Consider the following 26,837-nt stretch of genomic DNA (forward strand, 5'->3'; position numbering starts at 1 on the left):
GGCTCACGCCACGCGGATCACTCCCCGAGTCGCCCGAGCGCCTGCTCGAGATCCGCGATGAGATCCGCCGTCGACTCCAGGCCGACGTTGAACCGCACGAGCGACCGCATGCGCGGCGACGCGTGGTCGCGCGGCGGACCGGGCACCGGCACGACGAGGCTCGTCACCCCGCCCCACGAGTACCCGAGCTCGAACAGCTGCAGCGCGTCGGCGAACGCCTCGAGCTGCGCGCCGGTGTAGCGGGCGTCGAACACGACGGAGAACACGCTCGTCGAGCCGGTGAAGTCGCGCCGCCAGATCTCGTGGCCCGGGCACGACGGCAGCGCGGGGTGCAGCACCGCCTCCACCTCGGGGCGCGCGGCGAGCCAGCGCGCGACCTCCAGCGTGCTCCGCTCGAGTGCGTCGAGCCGCACGGCGAGCGTCTGCAGGCCGCGCAGCGCGAGCGAGCAGTCGTCGGGCGACGCGTTGAAGCCGATGCCGGCGTGCGTGCGGCCGATCGGCTCGTAGAGCGACTCGTCGCGCAGCGACACGGTGCCGAGCAGCAGGTCGCTGTGCCCGCCGACGTACTTCGTGAGCGCCTGCATCGACACGTCGACGCCGTGCGCGAACGCGTCGAAGTGGACGCCCGCCGCGTACGTGTTGTCGAGCGCGACGCGCGCGCCGCGCTCGTGCGCCGCGGCGACGATCGCGGGCACGTCCTGCACCTCCATCGTGATCGACCCCGGGCTCTCGCACCACACGAGCTTCGTCTCGTCGCGGATCCACTCGGCGATCCCGGCGCCGATCGTCGGCGGGTAGAAGTCGACCGCGACGCCGAAGCGGCGCATCACGCGGCGCGCGAACACGCGGTTCGGGCCGTACACGTGGTCGGGCACGAGCGCGTGGTCGCCCGCGCTCGTGAGCGCGAGCCAGATCAGCGCGATCGCCGCCTGGCCGCCCGGCGTGAGGAACGTGTGCCGGGCCCCCTCCAGCTCCCCGACGCGCGCCGCGAGCTCCATCGCCGTCGGCGTGCCGTACAGGCCATACGTGTACCCCACGCGGTCCTGCCGCCAGTCGTCCGTCATCGCGGCGGCGCTGTCGAAGACCACGGTCGAGCCGCGGTGCACGGGCGGGACCAACGCCCTGAACCCCGATGGGATCTCGACGTCGGAGTGGATCAGCTTCGTCTTCCAGTCCATTGATCGATGGGGCGGCTCTGATGAGGCGGCGCTCGAACGGCGGCGCTGAACCTCGGCGCTGACACCACGCGTGTCCAGCGCCGCCATATCGGAGCCGACGCATCAGCGCCGCCCGATCAGCGCCGCCTCACCGGCAGTGATGACACCAGACCGCGACCACCTGCCCGACCACGAGGCCCGGGTCGCGCGGGATGCTGATGAGCGGCCGCCCCGGCGCGAGCGACTCCAGCTCCACCGCGCGCGCACGCACGCGCTTCACGCGCTTGCAGACGTAGCCGTCGTCCGGATGCCGCGCGACGATCACCGTGCCGGCGCGCAGCGGACGGCCGAGCGCGACGAGCACCGTATCGCCGGTGTGCATGAGCGGCTCCATCGAGTCGCCGGCGATGCGCAGCGCGAGGTGCTGCTCGCCGCGCGGCTCCTCGTGCGCCACCCACGCGTCGACGGGCTCGTCCCACAGCTCGCGTCCCACGCCCGCGGCGACCGCGAGATCGACGAGCGGCGCGGTGGGCAGCTCGTCGTCGCGCACGGCGAGCACGGGGCGTGCGCCGCGCCACCGCACCCCGACGCTGCGCGCGAGCGCGAGCGCCTGCAGCGCGCGGCCGGCGGCGAGGAACTCCGCATCGCTCATGCGCCGCGTGGCGCGCGCCGCGGCGCTGCGCTCGCGCGAGATCCACCACTCCACGAACGCCGGGTCGTCCCACGCCGCGGCCTCCTCGCCGGCGACGGCCGCGGCGGCGAGGCGCACGAGCGCGTCGTCGTGGGCGCCCGCCGCGAGCTCGTCGAGCCAGGCGTCGTGTGCGGCGTCCGTCGGATCGGAGGCCGGCATCGGCACGTCGGGATGGGCGTCGTCGCTCATCGCTCGTCGTCGAACGGCGTCGTGGGACAGTCGCGCGCCGCCGCCGCGGGCGATACGGACGCGACGACGGGAGGGAGCACACCGGCGCGGCGCAGGAAGCGATCCACCTCGGCGCGCTCGGCGTCGCCCAACCGCGCGCCGTACTGCACCGCCGCCGCGCGCAGCTTGCGACACAGCCGCCAGATCCGCTTCGTCGCCGCGTCGTAGCTGACGCCGAGCCACGTCGCGATCATGCGGTGCGACACGCGCTCGGCGAGCCACGTGAGCAGCAGCCGCTCGTCGTCCGACGTCATGTCGCGGATCGCGGCGGCGAGGGCGCGCACGGCGGGCGACCCGGCCGCGTCGTCGTTAGGCTCGCGCGGCTCGCTCGCGCGGCGCGCGTACTCCGAGCAGAGCGTCTCGACGACCGCCTCGCCGACGTGCGCGGGGCCCGCGGTGCCGCGCACCGTGCCGCGCACCGGCGCGTGCCGCGTCGCGTCCGTCGCCGCCTCGGCGTAGCGGCGCTGCCGGCGCGCGGCGGCGCGGCGCACGTCGATCAGCTTGTGCCGCGCCGCGCGCACGAGATAGCCGGCGAGGTTCATCACGCGCGGCGCGCCCGGCTGCGTGAGCCGCACCGCCTCGTCGGCGAGCACCTCGTCGACGAGCGCTTCGGCCGCCGTCACATCGGCGCCGACGGGCATGCGCACGTGGCGCGCGATGCCGGCGAGCAGCGGACGGAAGCGCGCGTGGAACTCCGACCACGCCCACTCGTCGCCGCCCTGCATCGCGGCGAGCAGCGCGCGGTCGTCGAGCGCCGCGGCGCGCGCGCGCTCGGGACGCTGTCCGCGCGCGACCGTGGATCCTTCGGCCCGGTCGGGCAACCGCTCGGCCTCATCGGGCTCGCTCGTCATCCGGGCTCTGGCAGACATGGTCATGGCTGTGGCGATCACGCCGGACAGCCGTCGGCGCGTCGCCTCGGTCCCTGCGCCGAGCATCGTAGCCCGAACAAGGACCGAATACAACCCTGTACGTTGGAGGTCCCTGGCCGTCCCGCGCCGACGCCATGGATGATGACGCTCTCGCTGCCCCTCCCCGACGTGCCCGCGCGCCGCGCGCTTCCCGTGCTCGGCGACGCGCTCGATCGGCAGAAGGACATCGTGTACCTCGACGCGACGGCGCACTCGGTGCTCAACCCGCCGTCGGCGACGGGCATCGGCTGCTGGACGGTGAACCCGTACGTGGGATGCGCGTTCGGCTGCGCGTACTGCTACGCGCGCTACGCGCACCGCTACGTCATGGAGCGCGCCGGTGCGCCTAACGACGACGCGCTGCCGCCGTGGCTCGCGTTCGAGCGGCGCGTGCTCGTGAAGCGCGACGCGCCGACGCTCGTGCGGCAGGCGCTCGCGTCACGATCCACGCGCTACCGTGCGCTCGTCTCCGGCGAGGAGTCGGTGCTCGTCGGCAGCGCGACGGACCCGTATCAACCGGCCGAGCGACGGTTCCGCGTCACGCGCGGCGTGCTCGAGGCGTTCGCCGAGCATCCCGGCGTGCGCGTGAACGTCATCACGAAGAGTCCCCTTGTCGCGCGCGACGTCGACGTGCTCGCGTGCATCGCGTCGCGCGGCGCGGTGACCGTGCACGTGTCGCTCATCACGCTCGACCGCGCGCTCGCGCGGCGCGTCGAGCCGCGCGCGCCGACGCCGGAGAGCCGCCTGCGCGCGATCGAGCGCCTCGCCGCGGCGGGGATCCACGTCGGCCTGAACGTGATGCCCGTGCTCCCCGGGATCACCGACGATCCCGCGGGGCTCGACGCGCTGCTCGCGCGCGCCGCGGCCGCCGGCGCGCGCGACGTCGGCGCGTGTGCGCTGCGACTGCAGCCCGCCGCGCGCGACCGCTACCTCCCGTGGATCGCCGCCGAGTTCCCGGAGCTGGCGGCGCGCTACCGGACGACGTACGCGCGGTCGTCACACGCCGGCGAGCGGTACCAGGCCGGTCTACGGAGCTACGTCGGACGCATCGCGGCACGCCACGGGCTCGTGTTGCGCGAGTATGGGCGCGGCGAAGAGAAGATGCGTGTCGAGCGGACGTCGGCGCAGCTCTCGTTAGGCATCTGAGCGCCGATGCCGGGTCCCCTCGTGAGCGACGACGCCGTGTGCGAACCGAGAGATCCGGAATGGCGCGAGATCGAACGTCGGCCGCTCGCCCAACGCCATGTCCGCCAGGATCTCCCCGATCGCCGAGGAGAACTTGAACCCGTGCCCCGAGCACGCGCTGGCGACGATCACCTGCGGCCACGCCGGATGGCGATCGACGACGAAGTGCTCGTCGGGCGTGTTCGTGTACATGCACACCGCCGACTCCGCGTGCGCGCCGTCGGCGTCGGGCAGGAACGTGCGGAGCAGCGCGTGCACGTACGCGATCTCCGCGGGCGCGACGGTGCGGCGCAGCGTGTCGGCGTCGGCCGGCTCGCCCTGGTGGTGCAGCGCTACCTTCACCCCGTCGCCGACGTCGGGGAAGCCGTACCACGTGCGCCCCGGCGCATACTCGCACAGGAAGATCGGGAACCGCGACGGCGCGTACAGCCCGGTGTCGCGTGCCGGCCGGAACCAGTGCTGCACCATGCGCTCCACGACGAGCGGCGGCGACGCGGCGCCTAACAGCGACGACATCCACGCGCCGGCGGCGAGCACGAGCCGGCGGGCGCGGTACGTGCCGCGCGCCGTCGTCACCACCACGCCGTCGCCGGCGGCGTCCCACGTCCGCACCGGCTCCTCGACGCGGAGCTCGGCCCCGTGGTCGGCGGCGAGCGCGAGGTGGGCCGCGATCACCGCCTCGGGCACGAGGAACCCCGCGCGCGGCTCCCACACGCCGACCATGTCGCTCGTCACGCGGAGGCCGGGGACGCGGTGGTGCACCTCGCGTGCGTCGAGCAGCTCGTGCGGCAACCCGTGCTCGCGCGCGCTGCGCAGCGCGCCGGCGACGACGACGCCGTCGGGCGGGCCGAGCATGAGCCCACCCGTCGGGACCAACAGCGTGCGGCCGGCGAGGCGCTCCAGCTCCGCCCATCGCTCGTAGGCGCGGCGCACGAGCGGCACGTACAGCGGATCCTCGAAGTACGCCTCGCGAATGATGCGCGCCCTGCCGTGCGACGAGCCCGACGCGTGCGGCGGCGCGAAGCGGTCGAGGCCGAGCACCGACGCGCCGCGGCGCGCGAGCTCGAACGCCGCCGCGCTGCCCATCGCGCCGAGCCCCGCGACGACGACGTCGAACGACGTCATGGCGACGCCGGCCAGAGCCACGCCGCGCCGCGCACGCCGCTCGAGTCGCCGTGCGCGTTAGGCACCACGCGCGTCGTCACGGTGTCGGAGAAGACGTGCCGCGGGAGCCGCTCGCGCACCGCGTCGGCGAGGCCCGGCAGGTTCGACATGCCGCCGCCGAGCACGATGACGTCGGGGTCGAGGATGTCGATCACCATGGCGAGGCCGCGCGCGAGCCGGTCGTGGTAGCGCGCGAGCGTCGCCAGCGCGCCCGCGTCGCCGTCGCGCGCGCGGCGCACGATGTCGAACGTGTCGCGCGTCTCGCCGGTCGCCTCGCGGTGGTCGCGCGCCATGCCGGGGCCGGAGAGGTACGTCTCGATGCAGCCGCGCCGTCCGCAGTAGCACGGCGGCCCCGGGAGCTCGCTCGCGTCGGGCCACGGCAGCGCGACGTGTCCCCACTCGCCAGCCACGAGGTTCGGTCCCACGAGGCACCGGCCGCGCACGACCACCCCGCCGCCGACGCCCGTGCCGAGGATGACGCCGAACACGACGTCGGCGCCCGCGCCCGCGCCGTCGCACGCCTCGGAGAGCGCGAAGCAGTTCGCGTCGTTCATCACCCGCACCGGTCGGCCGAGCCGCGCCTCGAGGTCGCGGGCGAGCGGACGGCCGATGAGCCACGTGGAGTTCGCGTTCTTCACCGCGCCGGTCGACGGCACGATCGCGCCCGGGATGCCGATCCCCACCGGCCCCGTATCGTCGGCCTCCCGCTCGATGTCGGCGACGAGCCGCACGAGGGCGTCGAGCGACGCCGCGTAGTCGCGCGGCGTGGCGACCCGGCGCCGCGCGAGCTCCGCGCCCGCGTCGTCCAGCGCCAGTGCCTCGATCTTGGTGCCGCCCAGGTCGATGCCGATGCGCACGTAGGGGGATGATCGGTTTCGCGTGTGATTCGCGTACAGTGGAGTGGACGGGCGCCGGCCGACGAGGATCCGGGGGGACCGCGCCGCGCCGGCCGTCCGCTCCACGATGTTCACGAGGTAGCTGTGACGCGGCCGAAGTCGAAGGTGTCGACGTGGCAGCTGCCGACGACGTCGTACGCATCGCGTCCCGTGTTCCGAACGCCGCGTCCGTGACTCGCGGTGCCAGGGGCACGGGCGCGCTGCATTCGCGCCCCACCCCTCCCGTCCCCACCCCGCTCAGGCGTCGCGGCGGAGCTCCACGGCGAGCCACGCGCGCGCCGCGCGCCAGTCGCGCTGCACGGTGGGCGTCGAGATGCCGAGCGCCTCGGCCGTCTCCTCCGCGGTGAGGCCCGCGAAGTAGCGCAGCTCCACCACGCGCGCCTGGCGCTCGTCGAGCTGCGCGAGCCGGGTGAGCGCCTCGTCGAGCGCCACCAGCTCGTCGGCGCGCACGGGGCTCGCCTGCGCCGCCTCGTCGAGCGTGACGGCGAACTCGCCGCCGCCGCGCTTCTCGGCCAGCCGCTCGCGCGCGGCGCCGACGAGCACCTGCCGCATGGCGCGCGCGGCGACGCGCAGGAAGTGCTGCCGCCCCTCCCACGACGGCTGCGCCGCGGGCGCGAGCTTGAGATACGCCTCGTGGACGAGCGCCGTGGCGCCGAGCGTCTCCGAGGCGCGGCCGCCGCGCACGAGCACGGCGAGGCGGTGCAGCTCGTCGTACACCTTCGCGAACGCGCGGTCGAACGCGTCGGAGTCGCCGGCGCTCGCCGCGCGCAGCAGGATCGTCAGCTCGCCGGGATCGGCGTGGTCCTGCGCGGAAGCGGCGGGATCGCTCACGGGGGGAGGGGCGGACGTTGTGTTAGGCACGGTCGATGACGTCCCGGAGCGCACCGGCGCTCGGGAGGCGGTCGGGCGGTTCGGTGGCCAGCGCGCGCTGCATCGCCTGCGCCACCGCGTCCGGCACGTCGGGGCGGAGGGCGCGCACGTCGGGCGCCGGACCGGTGTCGCGGCCGGTGAGCACCGCGCGCAGCGCCGCGCCGCGATACGGGCGCTCGCCGGTCAGCATCTCGTACAGCAGGCCACCGAGCGCGTAGACGTCGGTGTACGTCCCCACGCGCTCGCCGCGCGCCTGCTCGGGGCTCATGTAGCGCGGCGTACCGATCGCCGCGCCGGGCACGGTGAGCGCGCCGTCCATGTCCGCGAGGTCGAGCGCGCGCGCGACGCCGAAGTCGGCGAGGTGCGCGGCGCCGTCGGCCGTCACGAGCACGTTCTCCGGCTTCACGTCGCGGTGCACGATGCCGTGGGCGTGCAGGTGGGCCAGCGCGTCGGCCATCTGTCGCCCGACGCGCAGCGCGTCGGCGAGCGCGAGCCGGCGCTCCGCCTGCAGCCGCTCGCGCAGCGTGGGCCCGTCGACGAACGGCATGGTGAACCAGAGGCGCCCGTCACTCTCCCCCGACTCGAGCACCGGGACGAGGTTCGGATGCGAGACGCGCGAGCCGACGCGGATCTCGCGCAGGAAGCGCTGGCGCGTGTCGGCGACCGCGAGCGCCGCGGCGACCGACGGGCGCAGCACCTTGATCGCGACGTCGGTGGCCCGGCCCTCGTCGTGCGCGAGGTACACGACGCCCATGCCGCCCTTGCCGAGCAGCCGCACGACGCGGAACGGCCCGACGTGCTCGTCCGGGGCGAGCTGCTCGCGCACGGGCGGGCGATTGCCTAACAGCTCCGCCGGTCGGCGGTCGAGCACCGAGGTCGCCGATGCGTCGGCGGCGAGCATCGCCTCGACGTCGGCGCGGAGCGTGGCGTCGAGGCCGGCGAGCCACGCGGCGCGCGCCGGCTCGGGCTGCGCCAGCGCTTCGTGGAACAGCTGCTGCACGAGCGCCCAGCGCGTCTGCGCGGCCGAGGGCGCGGCGGACCCGGTGTGCTCGGAGGGGAGCATGCGTGTCAGGCCAGGGGGAGCGCGAGCGTGAACGTGGAGCCCACGCCCGGCGCACTCACGACGGTGAGATCGCCGCCCATGCCGCGCGCGAGGTCGCGGCTGATCGCGAGCCCGAGCCCCGTGCCCTCGAGGTTCGTGGAGAGCGAGCGGCCGAGCTGCACGAACGGCTCGAAGATGTGCTCGATCTTCTCGGAGGGAATGCCGATGCCGGTGTCGCGCACCTCGACGAGCGCGCCCTCGCCGTCGCGCGCGCAGCGGATGACGACCTCGCCGTGCGCCGGCGTGTACTTCGCCGCGTTCGACAGGAGGTTGAGCAGGATCTGCCGCAGCTTGTCGGCGTCGGCCCGCACGACGAGCGTCGCGTCGCACCCCGCGTGCGCGTGGCGGATGCCCTTCGCGTCGAACTGCGGCTCGACGAGCGCGGCGACGGCACACACCGCGTCGTGCAGCGACACCGCGACCGGGTGGAACTCGACCTTCCCGGCGTCGAGCTTCGCGAAGTTCAACACGTCGTTGATGAGGCCGAGCAGGTGCGACTGCGACGCCTGGATCCGCGCCAGCGCCTCGGACTGCGCGTCGGTGAGCGGGCCGTGGATCCCGAGCTCGAGCAGCTGTGCGTGGCCGCCGATCGCGTTCAGCGGCGTGCGCAGCTCGTGGCTCATCGTCGCCAGGAAGTCCATCTTCGCGCGGTTCGCCGCCTCGGCCTCGGCGCGCGCGACACGCTCCGCCTCGTAGAGCCGCGCGTTCTCCAACGCGACGGCGCTGCGCCGCGCGAGCTCCTCGGCGAGTGCGAGATCGTCGGCATCGTACTGCCGGTCGGACTCGGTGATCATGAACGACAGCGCGCCGAGCGTGGTGTTCGCGACGACGAGCGGCGCGAGCATGTACGACCGGATCCCGACGCCCGAGATCGCCGCGCGCTGCGCCTCGTTAGGCACGTGGGCGGCGAGCCGCTCCGGCGTCAGGTCGGGGACGAGCACCCCGTGGCCGTCGAGCAGTCGCTGGAACGTCTCGGGCTCCACGCGCTGCCGCACGTCGAGGTTCGCACGAGCGGAGGCGGCGATGAGCGCCGCCTTCGCCGGGTCGACATGGACGTTGACCGCGCGCTCGAACGCGCCCGCCGCGTACAGCAGGTCCACCGCGCAGCCGTCGGCGAACGTGGGAACGGCGAGCTTCGCGATCGCGGCGAGCGTCCCGCGGACGTCGAGCGGTGCCGCGAGCGTGCGTCCGGCATCCGCGAGGACGCGCAGACGGCGCGACAGCCGCTCGGCCTTCTCGCGCTCGTGGCGCTCCGCCTCGTACAGGTTCGCGCGGGCGAGGGCGAGCGCGCACTGGCCGGCGAACGCGCGCATGTGCTCGCGCTCCGCCTCGGTGAACGGGCGCGGCTCCGTGAAGTTGAACACCACGAGGCCGAGGAGCCGGCGGCCGGCGTGCAGCGGCAGCGCCGCGAACGCGGGGAACCCGTGGTGCGCCATCGCCGGCACGAGCACCGGGAATCGCTCGCGCGCCTCGTCCATCGACCGCACGAACACCGGCGCGCCGGTGCGCACCACCTCGCTCCCCGCCGTGCCGCGGTCGATGGGATAGCGGCGCCACGGCCGCATGAACTCCGACGACAGCCCGGCCGCGCCGAGCTGCACGAACTCGCGGTCGTCGTCGCTCAGCAGGTTGAACAGGCCGCCGGCCGCGCCGAACGCGGGGCGCGCGCGCTCGAGCGCGACCGCGGCGACATCCTCGGGCCGCACCGCGCCGGTGAGCGCGGCGGTGAGCGTCTGCAGCTCGCGCACGCGCGCCGCCTCGGCCACCGCCGCCGCGCGCGCCTCCCCCGACGACTCGAACAGCCGCGCGCGCTCCTTCGCCTGCGCGCACTGCGCGGCGAACGCGACGAGCTGCGCGCGCTCGTCGTCGCTCACGACGTGCGGCGCGCGCCACGCGAACGCGATCATGCCGAGCGTGCGCGCATCGACGCGGAGCGGCAGCGCGACGATGGCCTCGTATCGGCCGGCTTCCATCACCGGCACGAACGCGGGGAACGCGCGCCGCACGGCTTCGAGGTCCTCCAGTAGCACCGGCTCGCCGGTCGTCACCACACGCCCGCCGGGCGAGCCGCTCGTCACGGTGTAGCGCCGCCAGTGCGCGACGGTGTCGTCCGGGAAGCCGGCCTGCGCGAGCAGCGACAGCGTGACGCCGTCGGCGTGCAGCCGCGTCACCACGCCGGCGTCGGCGCCGAACGCGGGGATGCCATGATGCAGCACGACGTGCGCGACGGCGTCGTTCGTGAGCGCGGAGCCCAGCGCCGCGGTGAGCGCCTGGAGCTGCCGCGTGCGCTCCGCCGCGCGCTCCGCCGCCGCGCGGGCCGCGCGCTCCGCGGTGTGCAGCTGCGCGTTGTCGAGCGCGAGCGCGGCCCGCGCGGCGAGCTCGCCGGCGAGTGGCAGGTCCGCATGCGTGTAGCCAGGCGCACCGTCGCCACGCACGAGCGTGAGCGCGCCGAGCGTGCGGCCGCGCGCGCGCAGCGGTACGCAGAGGTACGAGCGCAGGCCGAGCGCCTCGAGCGCGGCGCGGCGCTCGGGCACGCGGGCGAGCGCAGCGGCCAGCGGCGTCGGGATCTCCGTGGCGACCTGCGGCTCGCCGCTGCGCACGACGGCCGGCGCGCCGTACGCCCACGTCGGCTCCGACGGCCAGCGCACGACCTCGCGCGCGGCTTCCATCCGGTCCGGCTCGACGTGCACCGCCGCGACGCGCCGCAGCGTGTCGTCGTCGGCCAGCAGATCGACCATCGCCCAGTCGGCGAGCGTCGGCAGCGCGGCACGCGCGACCGCGGCGGCCGTCTCGTCGACGTCGAGCGAGCGCGCGATCGCCGCGCTCGCGGTGCCGAGCAACCGGTCGGCGGCCTCCGCGCGGCGTCGCTCGGTGACGTCGCGGAAGACGATGGTGGCGCCGTCGTCGATCGGCGCGATGCGCGCCTCGACCCACGCGCCCACGGACGCGGCGTACTCCTCGACGGTGGACGAGCGCCCGTCGCGGATCGCCGCCCAGATCGCGCGTGAGAACCGCGTCTCGGCGAGCGCCGGATACACGTCGGAGGCGGCGCGGCCGATCAGCATGGACGCGGGCTTGCCGAGCATCGACTCGGCCCGCGCGTTGAGGTAGGTGAAGCGATAGGCGCGATCGACGGCCAGGAAGCCGTCCTCGATCGACGCGAGCACCATCTCACTCAGCGCGCGCGCGCGGCGCTCCGCCTCGGACAGCCGCGCGCGGTCGAGCGCCTGCGCGCACTGGTCGGCGAACGCCTGCATGAACGCGCGCTCCTCGGACGTGAACGCGCGCGGCGCGGGGAACGTGATGGTGAGCGCGCCGAGCACGACTTCGTCGACACGCAGCGGAAGCACGCACCACGCGCCGTCGGTCACCCCGGACGGGAGGACGCCGGGGGCCTGCGCGTAGCGCGCGGTCCACCCGGCGAGCGACTCGACGTAGACCGGCTCGCGCGTGCGCACGACGTCGCGCGCGGGGAGCGGTACCGCGTCGGGAAAGGACGCCTGCCCGTCCGGCGAGAGCTCGACGACGGCGCCGGTGTGTGCGCCGAGCGCGGGGACGAGCTGCGAGACGACGACGTCGGCCACCGCGTCCCGAGCGAGTGGGCGGGCGAGCGCGGCACTCAGCCGCTGCAGCGCCTTCGTGCGTGCGGCGGGGGTTCGCGCGAGCCGCGTGACGCCGTCGCCGGACGCGGAGTGCGGCGAGTCGAACGAGCGACGCGTGAAAGGCACGGGGTGGGACGGAGGCGGCATCTCGGGGTAAGCATGGCGTCGGGGGAGCACGGTGGCAACCGAGCCGGCGGGCACGCGGTACCTAGGTGCCAGGGGGGCTCCCCCCCCTTCGCCCAAGGTGCCATGCGCCGATTCCGGCGCGGTACCATTCCGACGCGGGCCGGATCCCCGGATCGCGGCGCCGGCTCACGTCTCCTCGCCGGAGAAAGCCCCTCGTGTTTGGTACGCGGATCAGCGGATTCGTGAATCAATCGATCCGCGTACCAAACCCCGGGAGGGTGGCTCCCTCGATGAGCCACGCGCGGCGCGCCGATCACGCGTCCGTCGCGGAGACGCGGAGCACTGCGTCTTCGAAGCGAACCGCAGAGGACGCAGAGGGCCGCAGAGGAGACCAACTCCCGTCGTTGGTGGTCCTCTGCGGCCCTCTGCGTCCTCCGCGGTTCATTCACACTGCCAAGGCAGTGCTCCGCCTGTTCCGCGTCCCGACTCAGCTACCCGACGGGAACCCGGCGCCGCCCTGCTGGTTGTCCTGCGGCCGCTCACGCACGCGCGGCGGACGGCCGAAGTTGTACTGGTAGCTCACGAACACGCCGCGCACGCCCGGCCTGCGCGCCGTGATCTGCGTCAGGTTGTCGTCGCCCGCCTGAATCCGGAACTTGTTCGTGTTGAACGGGTCGACGACGCGGATCGCCACCGATGCCTTCTCGCCGTCGATCTTCTGCCGCAGCACGACGTTCGCCATCTGCATCGCGGCGAAGCGGCCGCGCTCGATCTTCATCGGCGCGCGATACATGTAGCTGCCCTGCAGCGTCGTCTTGCTCGTGAGGTTGAACGTGCCGTTCACGCGCGACATCCACGTCACCGCGTCGGAGCCGAGGCTCGACTGCGAGCCGCCGTCGGTCACCATCTTGAAGACGTTGAAGCCGGCGAAGCCATTGAACTTCCTGCCGAGCCGCAGCGAGCCGTTGAGGTCCGTGCCCCACGAGCTGCTCGTCGCGAGGTTCTTGAACGACACCGTCGTCACGTCGCGCCCGTCCACTTCGGCGTCGGTGTCGATGTCGACGCGGATGACGTTCGTCGTGCGCCGGTAGAACGGCGCGAGCTGCAGCGTGCCGAGCTTGCCGTTGCGCGTGACGCCGAACTCGTACGCGTCGGTGTACTCGGGGTTCAGCTTCGGGTTGCCGATGAACACGTTCTGCACGTCGAAGAACGTCGGGAACGGGTTCAGCTCCTGCGTACCGGGACGGCGGATGCGGCGCGAGTAGCTCGCCTTGAGCTGCGTGGCGGACGACGCGTTGTACATCACGACGCCGCTCGGGAAGAGGCTCGTGTAGTGATACGGGTAGTGCTCCGGCTGCGCGGCGAGCGAGAAGTCGCGGGCCGCGTACTCCGCGCGAAGCCCCGCCTGCAGGTCGAACTTGCCGGCGCCCTGGCTGAACACGCCGTACGCCGCCTGGACCTTCTCGTCGAACGCGAGCGCGTTCGAGAGATCGCTGCGCACCCACGTGCCGCTGCCCAACGCGTCCTTGCGCACGCCGTAGTCGCGGTCGAGCCAGCGGCTGTCGCTCTTCGCGCCCGTCTCGAGCTTGCGGCGCTTGTCGAACGTCTTCGTGTAGTCGACCTGCGCGACGAGCTGCTGCTGCACGGCGTCGGTCTCGTCGATCTCGTTCTCGGTGCGCGTCGCCTGCGCGAGCGGCTGGCGCCACAGGCCGGTGTCGTCCTCGTCGTGGCTGCGGTTGTAGCGCACCTCGGCCGACAGCTCGTGCTTCTTCTTCGGGTCGAACGTGCGCTTGAACGCCGAGCTGAGGTCGGTGTAGAGGCCCGTCGAGCGCGAGTCGCGCAGCCGGTCGTAGCTGTCGAGCAGCGCCTGCGTGGAGTTCAGCTCCTCGTAGGTGCTCGTCGTCGCGTCGGTCGAGCGCCGGTGGCTCAGCGTCCCCGCCGTCGACAGCACGTCGCGCTTGTTGAACTTGTAGTCGACGGTCGTCGTGAAGTTCTGGCCGCCGTTGCCGTTCAGGCCGCGCAGATCCTGGTTCGTGATCGGCGCGGCGATGTTCGCGCCGTGACGCACGCGATCGTTGACGCCGGTGACGGTGCGGTCGTCGGCGTTCACGCCGATCGTCGTGAACGTCGTCCACGGTCCGCTCTGGTAGCCGAGGTTCGCGGACGCGTTGTAGCGATCCTCGCTCGCCGCGCCGACGTTCACGCCGCCGGAGAGCCCGAGGTCGACGTTCTGCTTCAGCACGATGTTGAGGATCCCGGCCATCCCCTCGGGGTCGTACTTCGCCGACGGGTTCGGGATGACCTCGACCTTCTCGATGACGTTCGCCGGCAGCGTCTTCAGGTACGACGCGAGCTGCGCGCCGCGGATCGGCGACGGGCGGCCGTTGATCTGGATGGCGACGTTCTCGTTGCCGCGATAGCTCACCTTGCCGTCGGCGTCGACCTGCACGGACGGCACGGCGTCGAGCACGTCGCTCGCGTTCGTGGCGGCGGGCGCGACGTCCTTCGCGCGGTACGCGGTGCGGTCGGGCTCCACGGCGACGGCAGCGCGCTCCTCGGTCACGTTGACCGCGGTGAGCGAGACGGCGACCCGCGTGAGCTTGACGGTGTCGATCGGCGCGCGCGGCGCGGCCTCGGTGATCGCGAACGGCATGACGCGCGGGGCATAGCCCAGTGCGGCGATGCGCAGCAGGTACGCGCCGTTGCGCAGCCCCTGCACGCGGAACGCGCCCTGCGGCGTGGTGATGGCGCCGGCGACGAGCGACGAGTCGCGCCGCGCGCGGACGGTGATGCTCGCGCGCGCGATGGGCGTGCTGCCCTCGCCCTCGAGCACGGTGCCGCGCACCTCGCCATTGGCGGCGGGCATCGCACCGGGCGCGCCACCAGGCGCGCCGCCGGGACGAGCGGTCGGGGGCGACGGTTGCTGCGCGGACGCGACGTGCACGGTAGCGAGCAGCGCGAGCGCGAGGGGGGCGGTGCGCCTCATAGCGGGGCTCCCAGGAAGGCGGGTACGCATCGGGGCGATGCGTCGTGTCTCCCGCGCTACGGGCCGCGCGCGCTCGAGGTTTCGCGTTGTGACGAACGGAGGATGTTCGCGTCGTGTAAGGCGCGCGATGCAAGTGCTTGCAACGTCGCCGCAAACCACTGCACGCGAGGGACGCCCCGCGTTAGGCGGCCGCGAAGCGCACCGCGTAGCCTTTCGCGTCCGGCTCGACGAAGCGCAGCAGCGCGTCGCCTTCGGGCTCCAGCGCGCGCCGCACGCGCGCGCTCACCGACGCGAACGGCGTCGCGGTGAGCACCGCCTCGCCGCGCACGCGCGCCGCCTTCCACGTTCCCGCCACCACGCCGTCGACGAGGAACGTCGCCGCGACCTGCAGGTTCTTCGATACGACACGCGCACGGTGCGCGTCGGCGATCACGCGCGACCGATCGTCGTGCGCGAGCACCAGCGTGTCGAACTCGGGAAGGAGGCGGGGCGGCGCGTCGACGTCCTCGCCGGGACGCGGCGCCTCGGGCAGATCGAACAGTTCGCGCCCGCGCGCGTCGCGGAACATCGCCAGCTCGTCGCGCATCGCGTCGAACGTCGCCTTCAGCCCGCGCAGGCCGCACCACGCGCCCGCATCCGCCGGCGTCGCGGGGCCGAACGCGCCGAGATAGCGCCGCACGAGCGCACGCATCGCGTCGGGTGCGGGCTCGCTCGGCACGGGGGTGCCTAACCAGTCGTCGGCGAGCGCGAACGCGGGCCCCGTCTCCCACCCCCACGCCGACCGATCGTTCGGCACCTGCACGAGCGGCAGGTGCATGCGCACCGCGTAGCCGAGCGCGCGCTCGTCGATCTCGGGGAACGCGCGCGACAGCTCCGCGCGCAGCACCTCGAACGTGCGCGGCTCCGCGGCCAGCAGTGGACGCGCCGCCGCGGTCACCGCGCCGAGGTTCTCGGCCATGAACCGGTCGCGCAGCACGCCGCGCATCGCCGCGGTCAGCATCGGCTGCAGCGCGGGACGCAGGCGCGCGAAGTCGTCCGCGCTCACGAGGTGCAGCGTGGCCCGCATCATCGTCGCGCGCACCACGGCGCGCGCGCGTACCGCGTCGAGCAGCGCGTCACGCGTGAAGCCGTCGAGCCGCACCCACAGCGCGACGAACGGCGGCCGCGCGAGCTGTGCCTGCAGGCCGCCGAGCCGCTCCACGGCGGCGGGCACGGCGTGGCGCTCGCGGGCGAGCAGCATCTGGCGGGCGAGCGTGGCGCGGTTGAGGTCGCGCACGGTGAGCGTGGTCATGCGCACAATCTTACGCGCACCGCCCGTGCGCGCGCGGTTCGTCACCGAACGCATTCCGCCGGCGCGCCGATGATGGTAGCGTCGATCGCATGTGCCGCATCCGGCTCGTCCTCGCCGCCGGCGGGATCGTGCTCGCCGCCTGCGGCGGGGCGTCCGCTGGCGACGGCCCGGCGGCGCCGCGCTCCGCCGCCGACATCGTCGCCCTCGGCCACTCGGCCTTCGTCACGAGCTGCGCCGGGTGCCACGCGTCGCGCGATGCGTTCGACGTGGCGCGCTTCGGCTTCGACGACGCGACGATCGTGCGGCGGGCGGTGAAGCACGTCGACAGCGCCACCGCACGGCAGATCGTCGCCTACGTGCGCTGGCTCCAGGTACCGCCGATCCGGCGCGACACGTCGCTGTTCCAGCCCGGCACCACGGTGCTCGACGACGACCGCACGTTCTGGCGCGCGCTCACCGGCACCGACGGCTGGCCCGCCGACCTCACGCCGGACAAGCTCCGCGCGATCGACCCGCGCACGCTCTCCGTCCCGCTGCGCCTTCCCGTCTGGTCGAGCGAGGCGGACGAGACCGACTGGATGCCGGAGCGCCCGCTGCCGGCGGAGATCCTCGCCGGCGGCGTGCAGCAGGCGCTCGACGCGTACTACGCGGCGCCGTCCGACGAGACGATGCTGCGCGCCGTCACCACGTTCCAGGACGCGATGCGCACGCGCACCGACATGTGCACCGGCGAGATCGCGTTCAAGAAGCGCCCCGACGACTGCTTCGAGGCGATGCGATGGATGTCGGCGTTCACCGCCGTGCACCTGTTGCGCTCCGGACGGCCGCCGGCGTCCCCGCCGCCCGCCCTGCTCGATCTCTGGTGGGACACCGGTGAGGCCGGCGTGAGCCGGTACTTCGCGCACTTCCCCGCCGAGCCGACGAACGTCGCGTCGGCGTGGATGTACCTCGCCTACAGCTTCGCGCCGTCGCGCTTCGACGAGCCGGGCGGCTACCTCGGCCAGTTCCTGCAGTCGCCGCAGCGCAACGGGTCGCCCGTGAGCTATCCGCGGCTCGCGACGTTCACCGCGCTGCGGCGCATGGTCGATCCCGGCGTGCCGCGCGACACCGGCACCGCGCACACCACGCACGTGTTCTACGACGCGCTGCTCGCGATGGTGCGCGCGCCGGACGCGATGAAGCCCGACGTGGCGCGGTTCACCCACGACTTCCTCGTGCGCTGGCTCGACACCGCAGGGCCGCTGGACGATGCGACGCGCCGCGCGGCCGCCGACATGGTGACGCGCTCGTACCGCGACATGCCCGCCGCCCTGCGCGACGACCTCGCCGCCCGCGTCGCCGCCGCGCGCTAGTCGCGGAGCGCTCGGACGAGGGCGATCGCGACGGCGACGACGAGCAGCAGCGCGCCGAGCGCGCCGGCGCCGTACGGGATCATCCCCGCCATCTCGTCGAACGCGCGTCGGCCGGCGGCGGTCAGCGTCCCCCACGCCGCGAACAGCAGCAGCGCGGCGCCGACCGTGGCCAGGACGATGGCGGTGCGCACCGGTGCCTAACGCGAGGGGGGCGCGCTCATCGCACGCGCCGCATGACGTACTCGCGCCGACGCATCGCCGTCGTCTCGACCCACAGGATCATCGCCTGCCACTGGGCCGGATGCATGCCCGCGCCCTTCGCGCGATCCCACCGGAAATGATTGGACGCGCGCGAGACCGGCGCGAACTCCACGCCGAGGGAGTCGAGGCGCACGGCAACGTAGCGCGGTCCCATCCCGACGTTGCCGAGCCGGCCACCGCGCAGCTCGTAGCGCGCCGCGTCGCGCACGGTGCGGAACGTCGAGTCGGCGAACGACTCGACGGTGAGCGTGGAGTCGTCGACGAAGCGATATCGCTCGTAGAACGGAGCCTGCTGCGTGCCGCCCATGCCGGCGCCGCGCCAGTCGCCCTCGATCCAGCGGAGCTGCGCGAGGCCACGCGGCGTGATGACGGGGACTTGCAGCCCGCGCGGCTGCGCGCCGAGCGGCAGGGACGACGGCAGCGCGACGCAGAGGGACGTCAGCGCGACGAGCGGGAGGCGGCGCATGGCTGGACGGCGTATCGGAAGGAGCGCGGGTGGTGCCTAACGGGCGTCCGCGGCGAGCACCTGCGCGAGCCGCTGCAGCACGAGCTGCAGGTCGGGTGATTCGGCGAGCACGTCGAGCATCGGGTCAACGCCGAGTCGGTCCATGCGGTCGAGCGCCGTGCGGATCGTGAACGCCTTCGGGTCGAGCGACGCGTTCACCTCCTCCCAGCGCAGCGGCATCGACACCGTCGCGCCGGGGAGCGGCCGCACGCTGAACGGTGCGACGATCGTCTGGCCGTGCCGGTTCTGCAAGTAGTCGAGGTAGACCTTGTCGCCGCGCTTCGTCACGTGCCGCGTGATCGTCGCGATGTCGCGCACGCGCGCGAGCACGACGCGCGCCAGCAGCTCGCCGAGCATGCGCGACTGCGCGTACGTGCACTGGCGGCCCAGCGGCACGAGGATGTGCAGCCCGGTCTTGCCGGTCGTCTTCACGTAGCTCGGCAGCCCGATCGACTCGCAGATCTCGCGCAGCACGAGCGCCGTGCGCACGACGTCGGAGAACGGCGCCTCCTTCGGGTCGAGGTCGATCACGCACCAGTCCGTCTGCTCCAGCGACCCGACGCGGCTCGCCCAGATGTGCAGCGGGATGGACGCCATGTTCGCGAGGTAGAGCAGCGTCTCCACGTCGTTGCACACGAAGTAGCGGATCTCGCGCTGCGACTCCTCGCTCCAGATCGGGATCGTGCGCACCCACGGCGGCGTGAACTCCGGCGCATCCTTCTGATAGAACGACTTCCCCTCGATGCCGTCGGGGAAGCGCGTGAGCACCACGGGACGATCGCTGAGGTACGGCAGCATGCGCGGCGCGATCGCGCGGTAGTACTCCACGAGGTCGCCCTTCGTGTATCCCTCCGCCGGCCAGTAGCGCTTGGACAGGTTGGAGAACGCGAACGTCTTCTCGACGGGCCGCGGCGGCTCTGGCGCGACGGGGGCCGCCTCGCTTTCCTCGACGGCGTCCGCGGCGTCGGCGACATCGACGGCGACGGTCATCGGAACCGGCTCGGGCTCGTGCGCGGGCCACCGCTGCCGATCGCAGTCGCGTGGGTGCTTGTCGGTGCGCATGCGCAGGAACGACGCGTGCCGCAGCAGACCGTCCGGCGTCCACTCGGCGTAGCGCACCTCGCACACGTGCACCGGATCCACCCACGTCGTCGTCCCCGTCTCGGGGATCGCGGCAGCGGGCTCCGCGCCCGGCGCGGCGACGGGCCCGTCGCACGGCGCGTCGCTGCGGATGACGGGCTGCAGCATCGCGCCGAGTCGCGCGAGCTGCGCGTCGTCGAAGCCCGTGCCCACGCGGCCCGCGTAGACGAGCCGCCCACCGACCATGTCCGCGAGCTGCAGCGCGCCGAAGTGCCGCCGCCCGCCGTTAGGCGCGGTGAAGCCGACGATCGCGAAGTCGCCGGTGCGCGCCGACTTGATCTTGAGCCACGCGTCGGTGCGCCCGCCGCGGTACGGCGCGTCGGCCCGCTTCGCGATCATCCCCTCGAGCCCGATCGCCGAGGCGTGCTGCAGGAACCGCTCGCCCTCGCGCTCGTGGTGGTCCACCGAGCGCAGCACGCCTAACGAGGGCACCAGCTCGGCGAGCAGCGCCTTGCGCCGCACGAGCGGCAGCGGCCGGACGTCGAACTCCTCGAACGCGAGCAGGTCGAACGCGTAGTACGTCGCCGGCAGCTCCACGGCCATGCGCCGGATGTCGAGCGGCGACGTGAGCTGGCCGCGCCGCTGCATGAGCGCGAAGTTCGGCATTCCGCGCGGGTCGAGCACGACGACCTCGCCGTCGACGATGCACTCGTGGCACGGGATCGCGCGCACGGCACGCGCGATCTCGGGAAACACGTTCGTGTAGTCGTTGCCGTTACGCGTGAGCAGCAGCACGTCGCCGCGCGTCTTCGCGGCGAGCAGTCGATAGCCGTCGAGCTTCGGCTCGAACAGCCAGCCGGCGCGCGTGAACGCCTCGTCCGCGGGCTCGGCCAGCATCACCTCGACGGCACGCGGATCGACGCGCGTCGCGGGCGCGCCGGCCTCCATGAGCGCGGCGCGCACGCGCCCCGTCGGACTCTTGCCTGCTTTCACTTCCTCGACCGTCAGTCCCGACAGCACCGACGTCTCGGGGAAGTCGTCGCCCGGGGTGCGGACCCACGCGTCGCGCTCCTTGATGAAGAGCCAGTCGCGATCGCTCTTCTTGATCTTTACCAGAGTCCACTTGCCGTGCAGTTTGTGGCCACGGAGCTCGAACAGCAGCTTCCCCTTCTCGAGCCCCTCCCGCCAATCCTCCAGCGGCACCCACTCGCCGCGGTCCCACACGATGATCCCGCCGGCGCCGTAGTTGCCGGCGGGGATGATCCCCTCGAAGTCGCCGTACTCGATCGGGTGGTCCTCGACCTTCACGGCGAGCCGCCGGTCGTTCATGTCGTACGACGGTCCCTTCGGCACGGCCCACGAGCGGAGCACGCCGTCCATCTCGAGCCGCAGATCGAAGTGCAGCTGTCGCGCGGCGTGCTTGTGCACGACGAACAGCCGGCCGAGCACCGGCGACACGCTCCCCATCGGCTCGGGGGTCGTGTCGGCCGACCGCTTGGCGCGGTACCGACTGAGATGATCGGACGTGGGTGTCTGCTCGTTGCCGTCGGCGGTCATGCGCGTCGTTCGTCAGCCGTTCGTGGTCACGCCCCACCCTCAACCCGCTGCATCATGCCCGCTCGCGCCATCGGCACCGCTACCATCTCCTTCGGGCTCGTTTCGGTTCCGGTCAATCTCTACTCGTCGAGCGAGTCGCGCACGAGCGTGTCGTTCAACATGCTGCACAAGAACTGTGGCTCGCGACTGAAGCAGCAGTACGTCTGCCCGAAGGACAACAACGAAGTGGTGGGACGCGACCAGACCGTCAAGGGGTACGAGTTCGCGAAGGAGCAGTACGTGGTGTTCACCACCGAGGAGCTGAAGGCGATCGAGGAGAAGGCGACCGGCGCGATCGACGTCGTGGAGTTCGTGCCGCTCGCGCAAGTCGACCGCGAGTATCTCGAGAAGGTCTACTACCTCGGGCCCGACAAGGGCGGCGAGCGCGCGTACCGACTGCTCGCGGCGGCGCTGCACGACACGGGACGCGCGGCGCTCGGCCAGTACGCGGCGCGCGGTCAGCAGCATCTCGTGCTCCTGCGGCCGCTGAACGGCGTGCTCGTGATGGAGCAGCTCCACTACGCCGACGAGGTGCGGTCGATCACCGAGGTGCCGATTCCCGACGGCGAGGTGAAGGCGCAGGAGCTCGCGCTCGCGAAGATGCTCATCGCGCAGGGATCGAACGACGCGTTCGAGCCGCAGAAATACAAGGACACGGTGCGCGAGCGCGTGATGGACGCGATCCAGCGCAAGATCGAGGGCCAGGACATCACGTCCGACGTGACGCCCGACGGCGGCGGCAAGATCATCGACCTCATGGAAGCGCTGAAGGCGAGCCTCGCCGCGCCCGGCGAGATGAAGTCGCAGGAGCTGCGCGCGTCGTGAGGACACGTCGGTGACGATCCTCGCCGGCACGAGCGGCTACGCGTTCGAGGAGTGGAAGGGACCCTTCTACCCGCCGACGCTGCACGCGGACGAGCTGCTCCCGTTCTACGCCGGCCGCTTCCCGACGGTCGAGATCAACAATTCGTTCTACCGGCTGCCGAAGACGCAGGTGCTGCTCGACTGGGCGGCACAGGTGCCGGAGTCGTTCCGCTTCGCGATCAAGGCGAGCCAGCGCATCACCCACTTCGCCCGGCTCAAGCCGGACTGCGCCGAGGCGCTCGGCTTCCTGCTCAAGAACACCGCGGCGTTAGGCGACAAGCTCGGCGCGATCCTGTTCCAGCTCCCGCCGAACATGAAGCGCGACGACGAGCGGCTCCGCGCGTTCCTCGCGCTGCTGCCGGCGGGCCGGCGCTACACGATCGAGTTCCGGCACGAGAGCTGGTTCGACGAGACCGTGTTCGGCGCGCTCCGCGAGCACGACGTCGCGCTGTGCGCAATCGAGCAGGCGGACTTCGCGGCGCCGGTCGTCGGCACCGCGTCGTGGGGCTACGTGCGACTGCACCGGCTCGACTACGACGACGCGGCGTTGGGCGCGTGGGCCGAGCGCATCGCGGCCGAGGGCTGGTCCGACGCGTACGTGTACTTCAAGCACGACGAGGGCGCGGGGTCAGGGCCGCCGGCGGTCGAGGCGTTCGATCGCGCCGTCTCGGGACTCCCATGACGTGACGGCTCCCCGTGTGAGACGCGGATCACGCGGATCACGCGGATCACGCGGATCGAAAGCATCCGCGTGATCCGCGTCATCCGCGTCCACAATGCGAGGCGCCGTCAGCGACGAGGCGCGCGGCCCGGCGGACCGAAGCTTCAGCGCAGCGCCTGGATCACCGGCAGCTTCGACGCGCGCCGCGCCGGGAAGAAGCCGCCGATCACGCCCATCGCCACCGCGAACCCGACGCCGGCGCCGAGCAGCCCGGGGGTGACGCGGAACGCGAACGCGACGTCGCTGAAGCTCGCCCAGTTCGTGGTGCTCGTGACCACGCCGTTGATCGGCAGCGCGAGCAGACATCCCACCACGCCGCCGATGAACGCGATCACCGCCGACTCGGCGAGGAAGCTCGCGAGCACGCTGCGCGGGTGGAAGCCCAACGTGAGCAGCACCGCGATCTCCGGCGTGCGCGAGCTCACCGCGGCGTACATCGTGTTCACCGCGCCGAACACCGCGCCCACCGCCATGATGCTCGTGATCATGATCGCGAGGAAGCGGAGGATGTTGCCGAGCAGCTCCGACTGGCTCGCGTAGAACTCCGACTCGCGGTGCGCGTCCACCTGCAGCCGCTGGTCGGCGAGGAACGCGCGCTGCGCCTCGGCGAAGCCGCCGGGATCCTTCAGGCGGAACGCGACGTCCTGGAACGAGTTGTAGCGGAACACGTTCTGGAACTGCTCGTTCTCCCCCCAGATCTCCGACTCGAAGCTGGAGCCGTCGGCGGTGAAGCGGCAGACGACCTTCCAGTCGCGGTTCGAGAAGCGCAGCACGTCGCCGACGTTCACGTTCTCGAAGCGGCCCTTGAGCTTCGCGCCGACGCACACCTCGCTCTGCCCCGACGCGAAGCGGCGCCCCTCGACGATCTTGATGCTGCGCCGCACCTCGAACGCCTTGTCGGAGACGCCGCGCGCGACGACGTTCGCCACCGTGTACTCGTCCCCGCCGGGGCGCTTCAGGTTCAGGACGATGTACGTCTCCGGGCTGATGAGCGGTCGGCCGTCGGCCGCGGTCGCGACGTGCGGCGACGCGGCGATGATGGAGATCGCTTCGCGCGGGATGCCGCTCGACAGCTCGCTGTCGGCGCCGCGCCGCAGCAGCAGCACGTTGTCCGTCGAGCCGGTCGTCGCGAGCGCGGCGATGAAGCCGTTCGCCAGCGCGAGCATGGCGACGAACACCGCGACGACGAGCCCGATGCCGAGCGCGGTGAGCGCCGTGGAGACGGGCCGCTGCTTCACGCTGCGCAGGTTGTAGATCAGCGGGATCTTCACTCGACCCTCCGGAGCGCCTGCACCACGGGAAGCTTCGCGGCCTGCCACGCGGGGAAGATGCCGCTCGCCACGGTGAGCAGCAGCGCCACCGTCGCGCCCACCGCGAGCGTGCCCGGCGTGACGTGGAAGCCCGGCAGGAAGCCGCCGTTGCCGAACCCCGTCGCTGCCGGCAGCAGCACCGCGCCGCCGAGCCCCAGCACCGCGCCGACGAGCGAGATCACCGCCGCCTCGACGATCACGAGCCCGAACACGCGTCGGTCGGAGAAGCCGACGGTCTTCATCACTGCCACCTCCGCGCGCCGCTCGCGCTGGTTCATCATCATCGCGTTCGCGGTGACGAGCAGGATCGCGAACACCACCGCCATGCCGATGGTGCTCATGAGCAGCTTGACGTTGCCCCACATGCTCGCGAACCCCGCCGCGAACGCCTTCTCGGTACCCGTCTTCGTCGGCGCGGCGGAGTTGCGGAAGCCGTCGTCGATCGTGCGGATCACGGCGGGCGCGGCGTTCGGATCGTCGATCTTCAGGATGTACCAGCCCGGCGTCACGCGGTCCGGGTACTTCTCGTACATGTAGTCGTAGTGGAACATGAACGAGTCGTCGCCGTACTCCTTCAGCGTCGGGTGATAGATGCCGCGGATGGTGAACGTCCAGTCGCCGGGGAAGATCGTCCCCTGGATGGTGACGTTGTCGCCCACCTTCCACCCGAACGCGCGCACCAGCCCCTCGCCGATGAGCGCCGCCGAGCGCTCCTTCAGGAAGGCCTGCTTCTGATCGTCGGCGACCTGGATCTCGGGGTACATCTTCAGGTACGACTCGGGATCGACGGCGAACTGCGCGAAGAACTTCTTGCCGTCGCCGTACTTGCCGCCGAACCAGTTCGCCCACGTCACCTCCTGCACGTGCGGCACGTTCTTGAGCCGCGCCGCGTAGCTCATGGGCAACGGGATGACGAACGCGGTGGAGTTCTGCACGATGAGCCGCGACGCGCTCATCACCTGCGATCCCGAGTTCAGCGTCGTGACGACCGTGCGCAGCGACGCGAACAGGAACAGCGCGAGCGCCACGCTGAACGTCGTGAGCACGGTGCGCAGCTTGTGCCGCTTCAGGTTCGCGAGAACGAGCGGGAGGAACTTCATAGCGCCACCGCCTCCCGCCGCGCCTCGGGAAGCGCGTGCGTCGCCGCGACGCCGCGCTCGAGCAGGTCGCCCTTCTCGAGGTGCAGCACGCGCTTGGCGCTCCCCGCCGCCTTCGCGTCGTGCGTCACCATCATGATCGTCTTGTGGAACTCCTCGTTCAGCCGCCGCAGCAGCTCGAGCACTTCCTCGGAGCTGCGCGCGTCGAGCTGTCCGGTCGGCTCGTCGAGCAGGATGAGCGTGGGGTCGGCGACGATGGCGCGCGCGATCGCCACGCGCTGCTCCTGTCCGCCGGAGAGCTGCCGCGGGTAGTGGTCCATGCGGTCACCGAGCCCCACGACGCCCAACGCGATCGCGGTGCGCTCGGCGCGATCCTTCTTGCCGAGCTTCGTGAGCAACAGCGGCAGCTCCACGTTCTGCCGCGCGGTGAGCACCGGGAGGAGGTTGTACGACTGGAACACGAAGCCGATCGTGCGCGCGCGCCAGCTCGCGAGCTGCGCCGCCGACATCGCGCTCACTTCGGCGCCCGCGACGCGCACGCTGCCGCGCGTGGGCTTGTCGAGTCCCGCGACGAGGTTGAGGAGCGTCGACTTGCCGGAGCCGGACGGGCCCATGAGCGCCGTGTAGCTCCCTTCCTCGAAGTCGATCGTGAGCCCGCTGTACACGTCGACGGTCTGCGCCTCGCGCTTGAACGACTTGTAGACGTCTCGGATCTCGACCAGCGCCATGTGGGCATTCTCCTGTGGAGTGGCTCGGCTGGCTCACGCGGAGACGCGGAGCACGCGGAGAGAATCACACAGCGTTGTTCTCCGCGTGCTCCGCGTCTCCGCGTGAGACTCACGGCACTTTCACGCGCATCCCTTCGGCCGGCGCGTCCACGCCGCCGACGAGCACCTGCTCCCCACCGCTCAGCCCCGAGCGGACCTCGAGATAGCCGCCGCTCACCGGCCCCGTCTGCACCGCGCGCCGCACGAGCCGGCCGTCGCGCACGAGCCACACGACCGTCGCGCCGCCGTCGGTCTTCACCGCCGCGGCGGGCAGGCGCAGCGTCGTCCTCGCCGCGCCGCCATTCATGGCGACGGCCCCGGACGTCGACGACTCCGCGGGCGCGAGGAAGTCCACCTTCGCGCCCATCTCGGGCAGGATGCGCGGGTCGCGGTCGTCGATCGCGACCTTCACCTGCACCGTTGCGCGCTGCCGGTCCGCCGTCGGCACCACCTGCCGCACGCGGCCGCGGAAGCTCGTGTCCGGATACGCGTCGAGCGTGATGCGCGCCGGACGTCCGCCGGCGATGCGCGCGATGTACGCCTCGTTCACGTCGACCTCGACCTCGAGCGTCGACAGGTCGGCCATCGTGACGACCGCGCCGCGCGTGAGGCCGCCGCCGACCGACGGCGCGACGACCTCGCCGACCTCGGCGTCCTTGCGCAGCACGGTACCGGTGAACGGCGCGCGGATCACGGTGTTCTCGTCGGTCGCCTGCGCGAGCCGCAGCCCCGCCTCGGCGGCGGTCTTCCGCGCTTCGGCGGCGCGCACGCGCGCGGCGGCCTGCGCGGCGCGGCTCTGTGCGGCGTCGAGCTCCTGCTGCGACACGAGGTTCGCGTTCGCCGCCTTCATCGACTCGAGGCGCGCGGCGTCCTTCGCGAGCTGGTCGCGGTCGGCCCGCGCCTCGATCGCGCTCGCGTCGGCCGACGCGACGTTCGCCTGGGCCTCCGCGACGGCGGCCTCGTAGTCGGCGTTCTCGAGCCGCGCGATGACGTCGCCGCGCCGCACGAACGAGCCCTCGGCCACGCCGAGGTACGCGAGCCGCCCGGCCGTCTTCGCGGAGACCGACGCCTTCGTGCG

20 protein-coding genes and 1 pseudogene are annotated in these 26,837 nt (G+C 72.6%); 4 read left to right on the top strand and 17 right to left on the bottom strand.

What is annotated here, in order from left to right; all coding sequences use genetic code 11:
* Nucleotides 1-17: 17 nt before the first annotated feature.
* From J421_RS29925 to J421_RS29935, 3 genes are all read right to left on the bottom strand, one after another.
* A complete protein-coding gene (locus J421_RS29925) occupies nucleotides 18-1,178 on the bottom strand; it encodes a cystathionine beta-lyase (RefSeq protein ID WP_025414811.1) in 1,161 nt (386 codons plus the stop codon).
* Nucleotides 1,179-1,305: 127 nt separating this feature from the next.
* Nucleotides 1,306-2,037, bottom strand: a complete 732-nt coding sequence (locus J421_RS29930; protein WP_025414812.1) for a S24 family peptidase — start codon at nucleotides 2,035-2,037, stop codon at nucleotides 1,306-1,308.
* The gene (locus tag J421_RS29935) at nucleotides 2,034-2,945 is read right to left on the bottom strand and encodes a hypothetical protein (protein WP_148306631.1); all 912 of its coding nucleotides are present in this window, start codon (nucleotides 2,943-2,945) and stop codon (nucleotides 2,034-2,036) included. The genes J421_RS29930 and J421_RS29935 overlap by 4 nt, the downstream gene beginning before the upstream one ends.
* 138 nt (nucleotides 2,946-3,083) lie before the next feature.
* Here J421_RS29935 and J421_RS29940 point away from each other — a divergent pair, with 138 nt between their 5' ends.
* Complete coding sequence (locus tag J421_RS29940) at nucleotides 3,084-4,130, top strand: SPL family radical SAM protein (RefSeq protein ID WP_025414814.1); 1,047 nt, start codon at nucleotides 3,084-3,086, stop codon at nucleotides 4,128-4,130.
* Here the strand turns inward: J421_RS29940 and solA are convergent.
* From solA to J421_RS29975, 7 genes are all read right to left on the bottom strand, one after another.
* Complete coding sequence (gene solA / locus J421_RS29945) at nucleotides 4,119-5,294, bottom strand: N-methyl-L-tryptophan oxidase (RefSeq protein WP_025414815.1); 1,176 nt, start codon at nucleotides 5,292-5,294, stop codon at nucleotides 4,119-4,121. The two genes, J421_RS29940 and solA, sit on opposite strands and share 12 nt — an antisense overlap.
* Entirely contained in the window at nucleotides 5,291-6,190 is a 900-nt protein-coding gene (locus J421_RS29950; protein ID WP_025414816.1) for an ROK family protein, read from the bottom strand. Before J421_RS29950 ends, solA begins: the two co-directional genes overlap by 4 nt.
* A 276-nt stretch (nucleotides 6,191-6,466) precedes the next feature.
* On the bottom strand, nucleotides 6,467-7,060 hold the full coding sequence (locus J421_RS29955; RefSeq protein WP_104023503.1) for an ECF-type sigma factor: 594 nt from the start codon (nucleotides 7,058-7,060) through the stop codon (nucleotides 6,467-6,469).
* A 22-nt stretch (nucleotides 7,061-7,082) separates the two neighbouring features.
* Complete coding sequence (locus J421_RS29960; RefSeq protein WP_025414817.1) at nucleotides 7,083-8,162, bottom strand: serine/threonine-protein kinase; 1,080 nt, start codon at nucleotides 8,160-8,162, stop codon at nucleotides 7,083-7,085.
* 5 nt (nucleotides 8,163-8,167) lie between these two features.
* A complete protein-coding gene (locus J421_RS29965; protein ID WP_025414818.1) occupies nucleotides 8,168-11,929 on the bottom strand; it encodes a GAF domain-containing protein in 3,762 nt (1,253 codons plus the stop codon).
* A 487-nt stretch (nucleotides 11,930-12,416) separates the two neighbouring features.
* Nucleotides 12,417-14,915: a TonB-dependent receptor domain-containing protein gene (locus J421_RS29970; RefSeq protein WP_158508990.1), complete on the bottom strand. Its 2,499-nt coding sequence runs from the start codon at nucleotides 14,913-14,915 to the stop codon at nucleotides 12,417-12,419.
* A 181-nt stretch (nucleotides 14,916-15,096) separates the two neighbouring features.
* A complete protein-coding gene (locus J421_RS29975; RefSeq protein WP_312845254.1) occupies nucleotides 15,097-16,206 on the bottom strand; it encodes a winged helix DNA-binding domain-containing protein in 1,110 nt (369 codons plus the stop codon).
* An 89-nt stretch (nucleotides 16,207-16,295) separates the two neighbouring features.
* Between J421_RS29975 and J421_RS33285 the strand changes: the two genes are divergently transcribed.
* A complete protein-coding gene (locus tag J421_RS33285) occupies nucleotides 16,296-17,558 on the top strand; it encodes a hypothetical protein (protein WP_025414821.1) in 1,263 nt (420 codons plus the stop codon).
* Here the strand turns inward: J421_RS33285 and J421_RS29985 are convergent.
* The 3 genes from J421_RS29985 to ligD are packed head-to-tail and all read right to left on the bottom strand — an operon-like array spanning nucleotide 17,555 to nucleotide 20,961.
* A complete protein-coding gene (locus J421_RS29985; protein WP_025414822.1) occupies nucleotides 17,555-17,749 on the bottom strand; it encodes a hypothetical protein in 195 nt (64 codons plus the stop codon). The two genes, J421_RS33285 and J421_RS29985, sit on opposite strands and share 4 nt — an antisense overlap.
* A 26-nt stretch (nucleotides 17,750-17,775) precedes the next feature.
* Nucleotides 17,776-18,285 (bottom strand): hypothetical protein, encoded by a 510-nt coding sequence (locus J421_RS29990; protein WP_025414823.1) that lies wholly within the window; start codon nucleotides 18,283-18,285, stop codon nucleotides 17,776-17,778.
* Between the two features lie 36 nt (nucleotides 18,286-18,321).
* Nucleotides 18,322-20,961 (bottom strand): DNA ligase D, encoded by a 2,640-nt coding sequence (gene ligD / locus J421_RS29995; protein WP_025414824.1) that lies wholly within the window; start codon nucleotides 20,959-20,961, stop codon nucleotides 18,322-18,324.
* Nucleotides 20,962-21,015: 54 nt separating this feature from the next.
* Here ligD and ku point away from each other — a divergent pair, with 54 nt between their 5' ends.
* Complete coding sequence (gene ku, locus J421_RS30000) at nucleotides 21,016-21,825, top strand: non-homologous end joining protein Ku (protein ID WP_025414825.1); 810 nt, start codon at nucleotides 21,016-21,018, stop codon at nucleotides 21,823-21,825.
* Nucleotides 21,826-21,835: 10 nt separating this feature from the next.
* The gene (locus tag J421_RS30005; RefSeq protein WP_025414826.1) at nucleotides 21,836-22,546 is read left to right on the top strand and encodes a DUF72 domain-containing protein; all 711 of its coding nucleotides are present in this window, start codon (nucleotides 21,836-21,838) and stop codon (nucleotides 22,544-22,546) included.
* Between the two features lie 143 nt (nucleotides 22,547-22,689).
* On the opposite strand, the gene J421_RS30010 is transcribed toward J421_RS30005, so the two are convergent.
* The 4 genes and pseudogenes from J421_RS30010 to J421_RS30025 all read right to left on the bottom strand — a co-directional run.
* Entirely contained in the window at nucleotides 22,690-23,856 is a 1,167-nt protein-coding gene (locus J421_RS30010; RefSeq protein WP_158508991.1) for an ABC transporter permease, read from the bottom strand.
* Nucleotides 23,853-24,995 carry an ABC transporter permease gene (locus tag J421_RS30015; protein ID WP_025414827.1) on the bottom strand — a complete coding sequence of 381 codons (1,143 nt, stop codon included), beginning with the start codon at nucleotides 24,993-24,995 and terminating at the stop codon, nucleotides 23,853-23,855. Before J421_RS30015 ends, J421_RS30010 begins: the two co-directional genes overlap by 4 nt.
* Entirely contained in the window at nucleotides 24,992-25,720 is a 729-nt protein-coding gene (locus J421_RS30020) for an ABC transporter ATP-binding protein (RefSeq protein ID WP_025414828.1), read from the bottom strand. Before J421_RS30020 ends, J421_RS30015 begins: the two co-directional genes overlap by 4 nt.
* 109 nt (nucleotides 25,721-25,829) lie before the next feature.
* A pseudogene (locus J421_RS30025) lies at nucleotides 25,830-26,810 on the bottom strand (efflux RND transporter periplasmic adaptor subunit); the annotation flags it as partial.
* Nucleotides 26,811-26,837 lie beyond the last annotated feature (27 nt).

The organism is Gemmatirosa kalamazoonensis, from assembly GCF_000522985.1.
GTDB lineage: Bacteria > Gemmatimonadota > Gemmatimonadetes > Gemmatimonadales > Gemmatimonadaceae > Gemmatirosa > Gemmatirosa kalamazoonensis.

Coding starts and splice junctions, on each gene's coding strand:
- ku (WP_025414825.1), top strand. CDS start 21,016: ATGCCCGCTCGCGCCATCGGCACCGCTACCATCTCCTTCGGGCTCGTT.
- J421_RS29970 (WP_158508990.1), bottom strand. CDS start 14,915: ATGAGGCGCACCGCCCCCCTCGCGCTCGCGCTGCTCGCTACCGTGCAC.
- J421_RS29960 (WP_025414817.1), bottom strand. CDS start 8,162: ATGCTCCCCTCCGAGCACACCGGGTCCGCCGCGCCCTCGGCCGCGCAG.
- J421_RS29925 (WP_025414811.1), bottom strand. CDS start 1,178: ATGGACTGGAAGACGAAGCTGATCCACTCCGACGTCGAGATCCCATCG.
- J421_RS33285 (WP_025414821.1), top strand. CDS start 16,296: ATGTGCCGCATCCGGCTCGTCCTCGCCGCCGGCGGGATCGTGCTCGCC.
- J421_RS29935 (WP_148306631.1), bottom strand. CDS start 2,945: ATGTCTGCCAGAGCCCGGATGACGAGCGAGCCCGATGAGGCCGAGCGG.
- J421_RS30015 (WP_025414827.1), bottom strand. CDS start 24,995: ATGAAGTTCCTCCCGCTCGTTCTCGCGAACCTGAAGCGGCACAAGCTG.
- solA (WP_025414815.1), bottom strand. CDS start 5,294: ATGACGTCGTTCGACGTCGTCGTCGCGGGGCTCGGCGCGATGGGCAGC.
- ligD (WP_025414824.1), bottom strand. CDS start 20,961: ATGACCGCCGACGGCAACGAGCAGACACCCACGTCCGATCATCTCAGT.
- J421_RS29930 (WP_025414812.1), bottom strand. CDS start 2,037: ATGAGCGACGACGCCCATCCCGACGTGCCGATGCCGGCCTCCGATCCG.
- J421_RS29990 (WP_025414823.1), bottom strand. CDS start 18,285: ATGCGCCGCCTCCCGCTCGTCGCGCTGACGTCCCTCTGCGTCGCGCTG.
- J421_RS30020 (WP_025414828.1), bottom strand. CDS start 25,720: ATGGCGCTGGTCGAGATCCGAGACGTCTACAAGTCGTTCAAGCGCGAG.
- J421_RS29975 (WP_312845254.1), bottom strand. CDS start 16,206: ATGACCACGCTCACCGTGCGCGACCTCAACCGCGCCACGCTCGCCCGC.
- J421_RS29940 (WP_025414814.1), top strand. CDS start 3,084: ATGATGACGCTCTCGCTGCCCCTCCCCGACGTGCCCGCGCGCCGCGCG.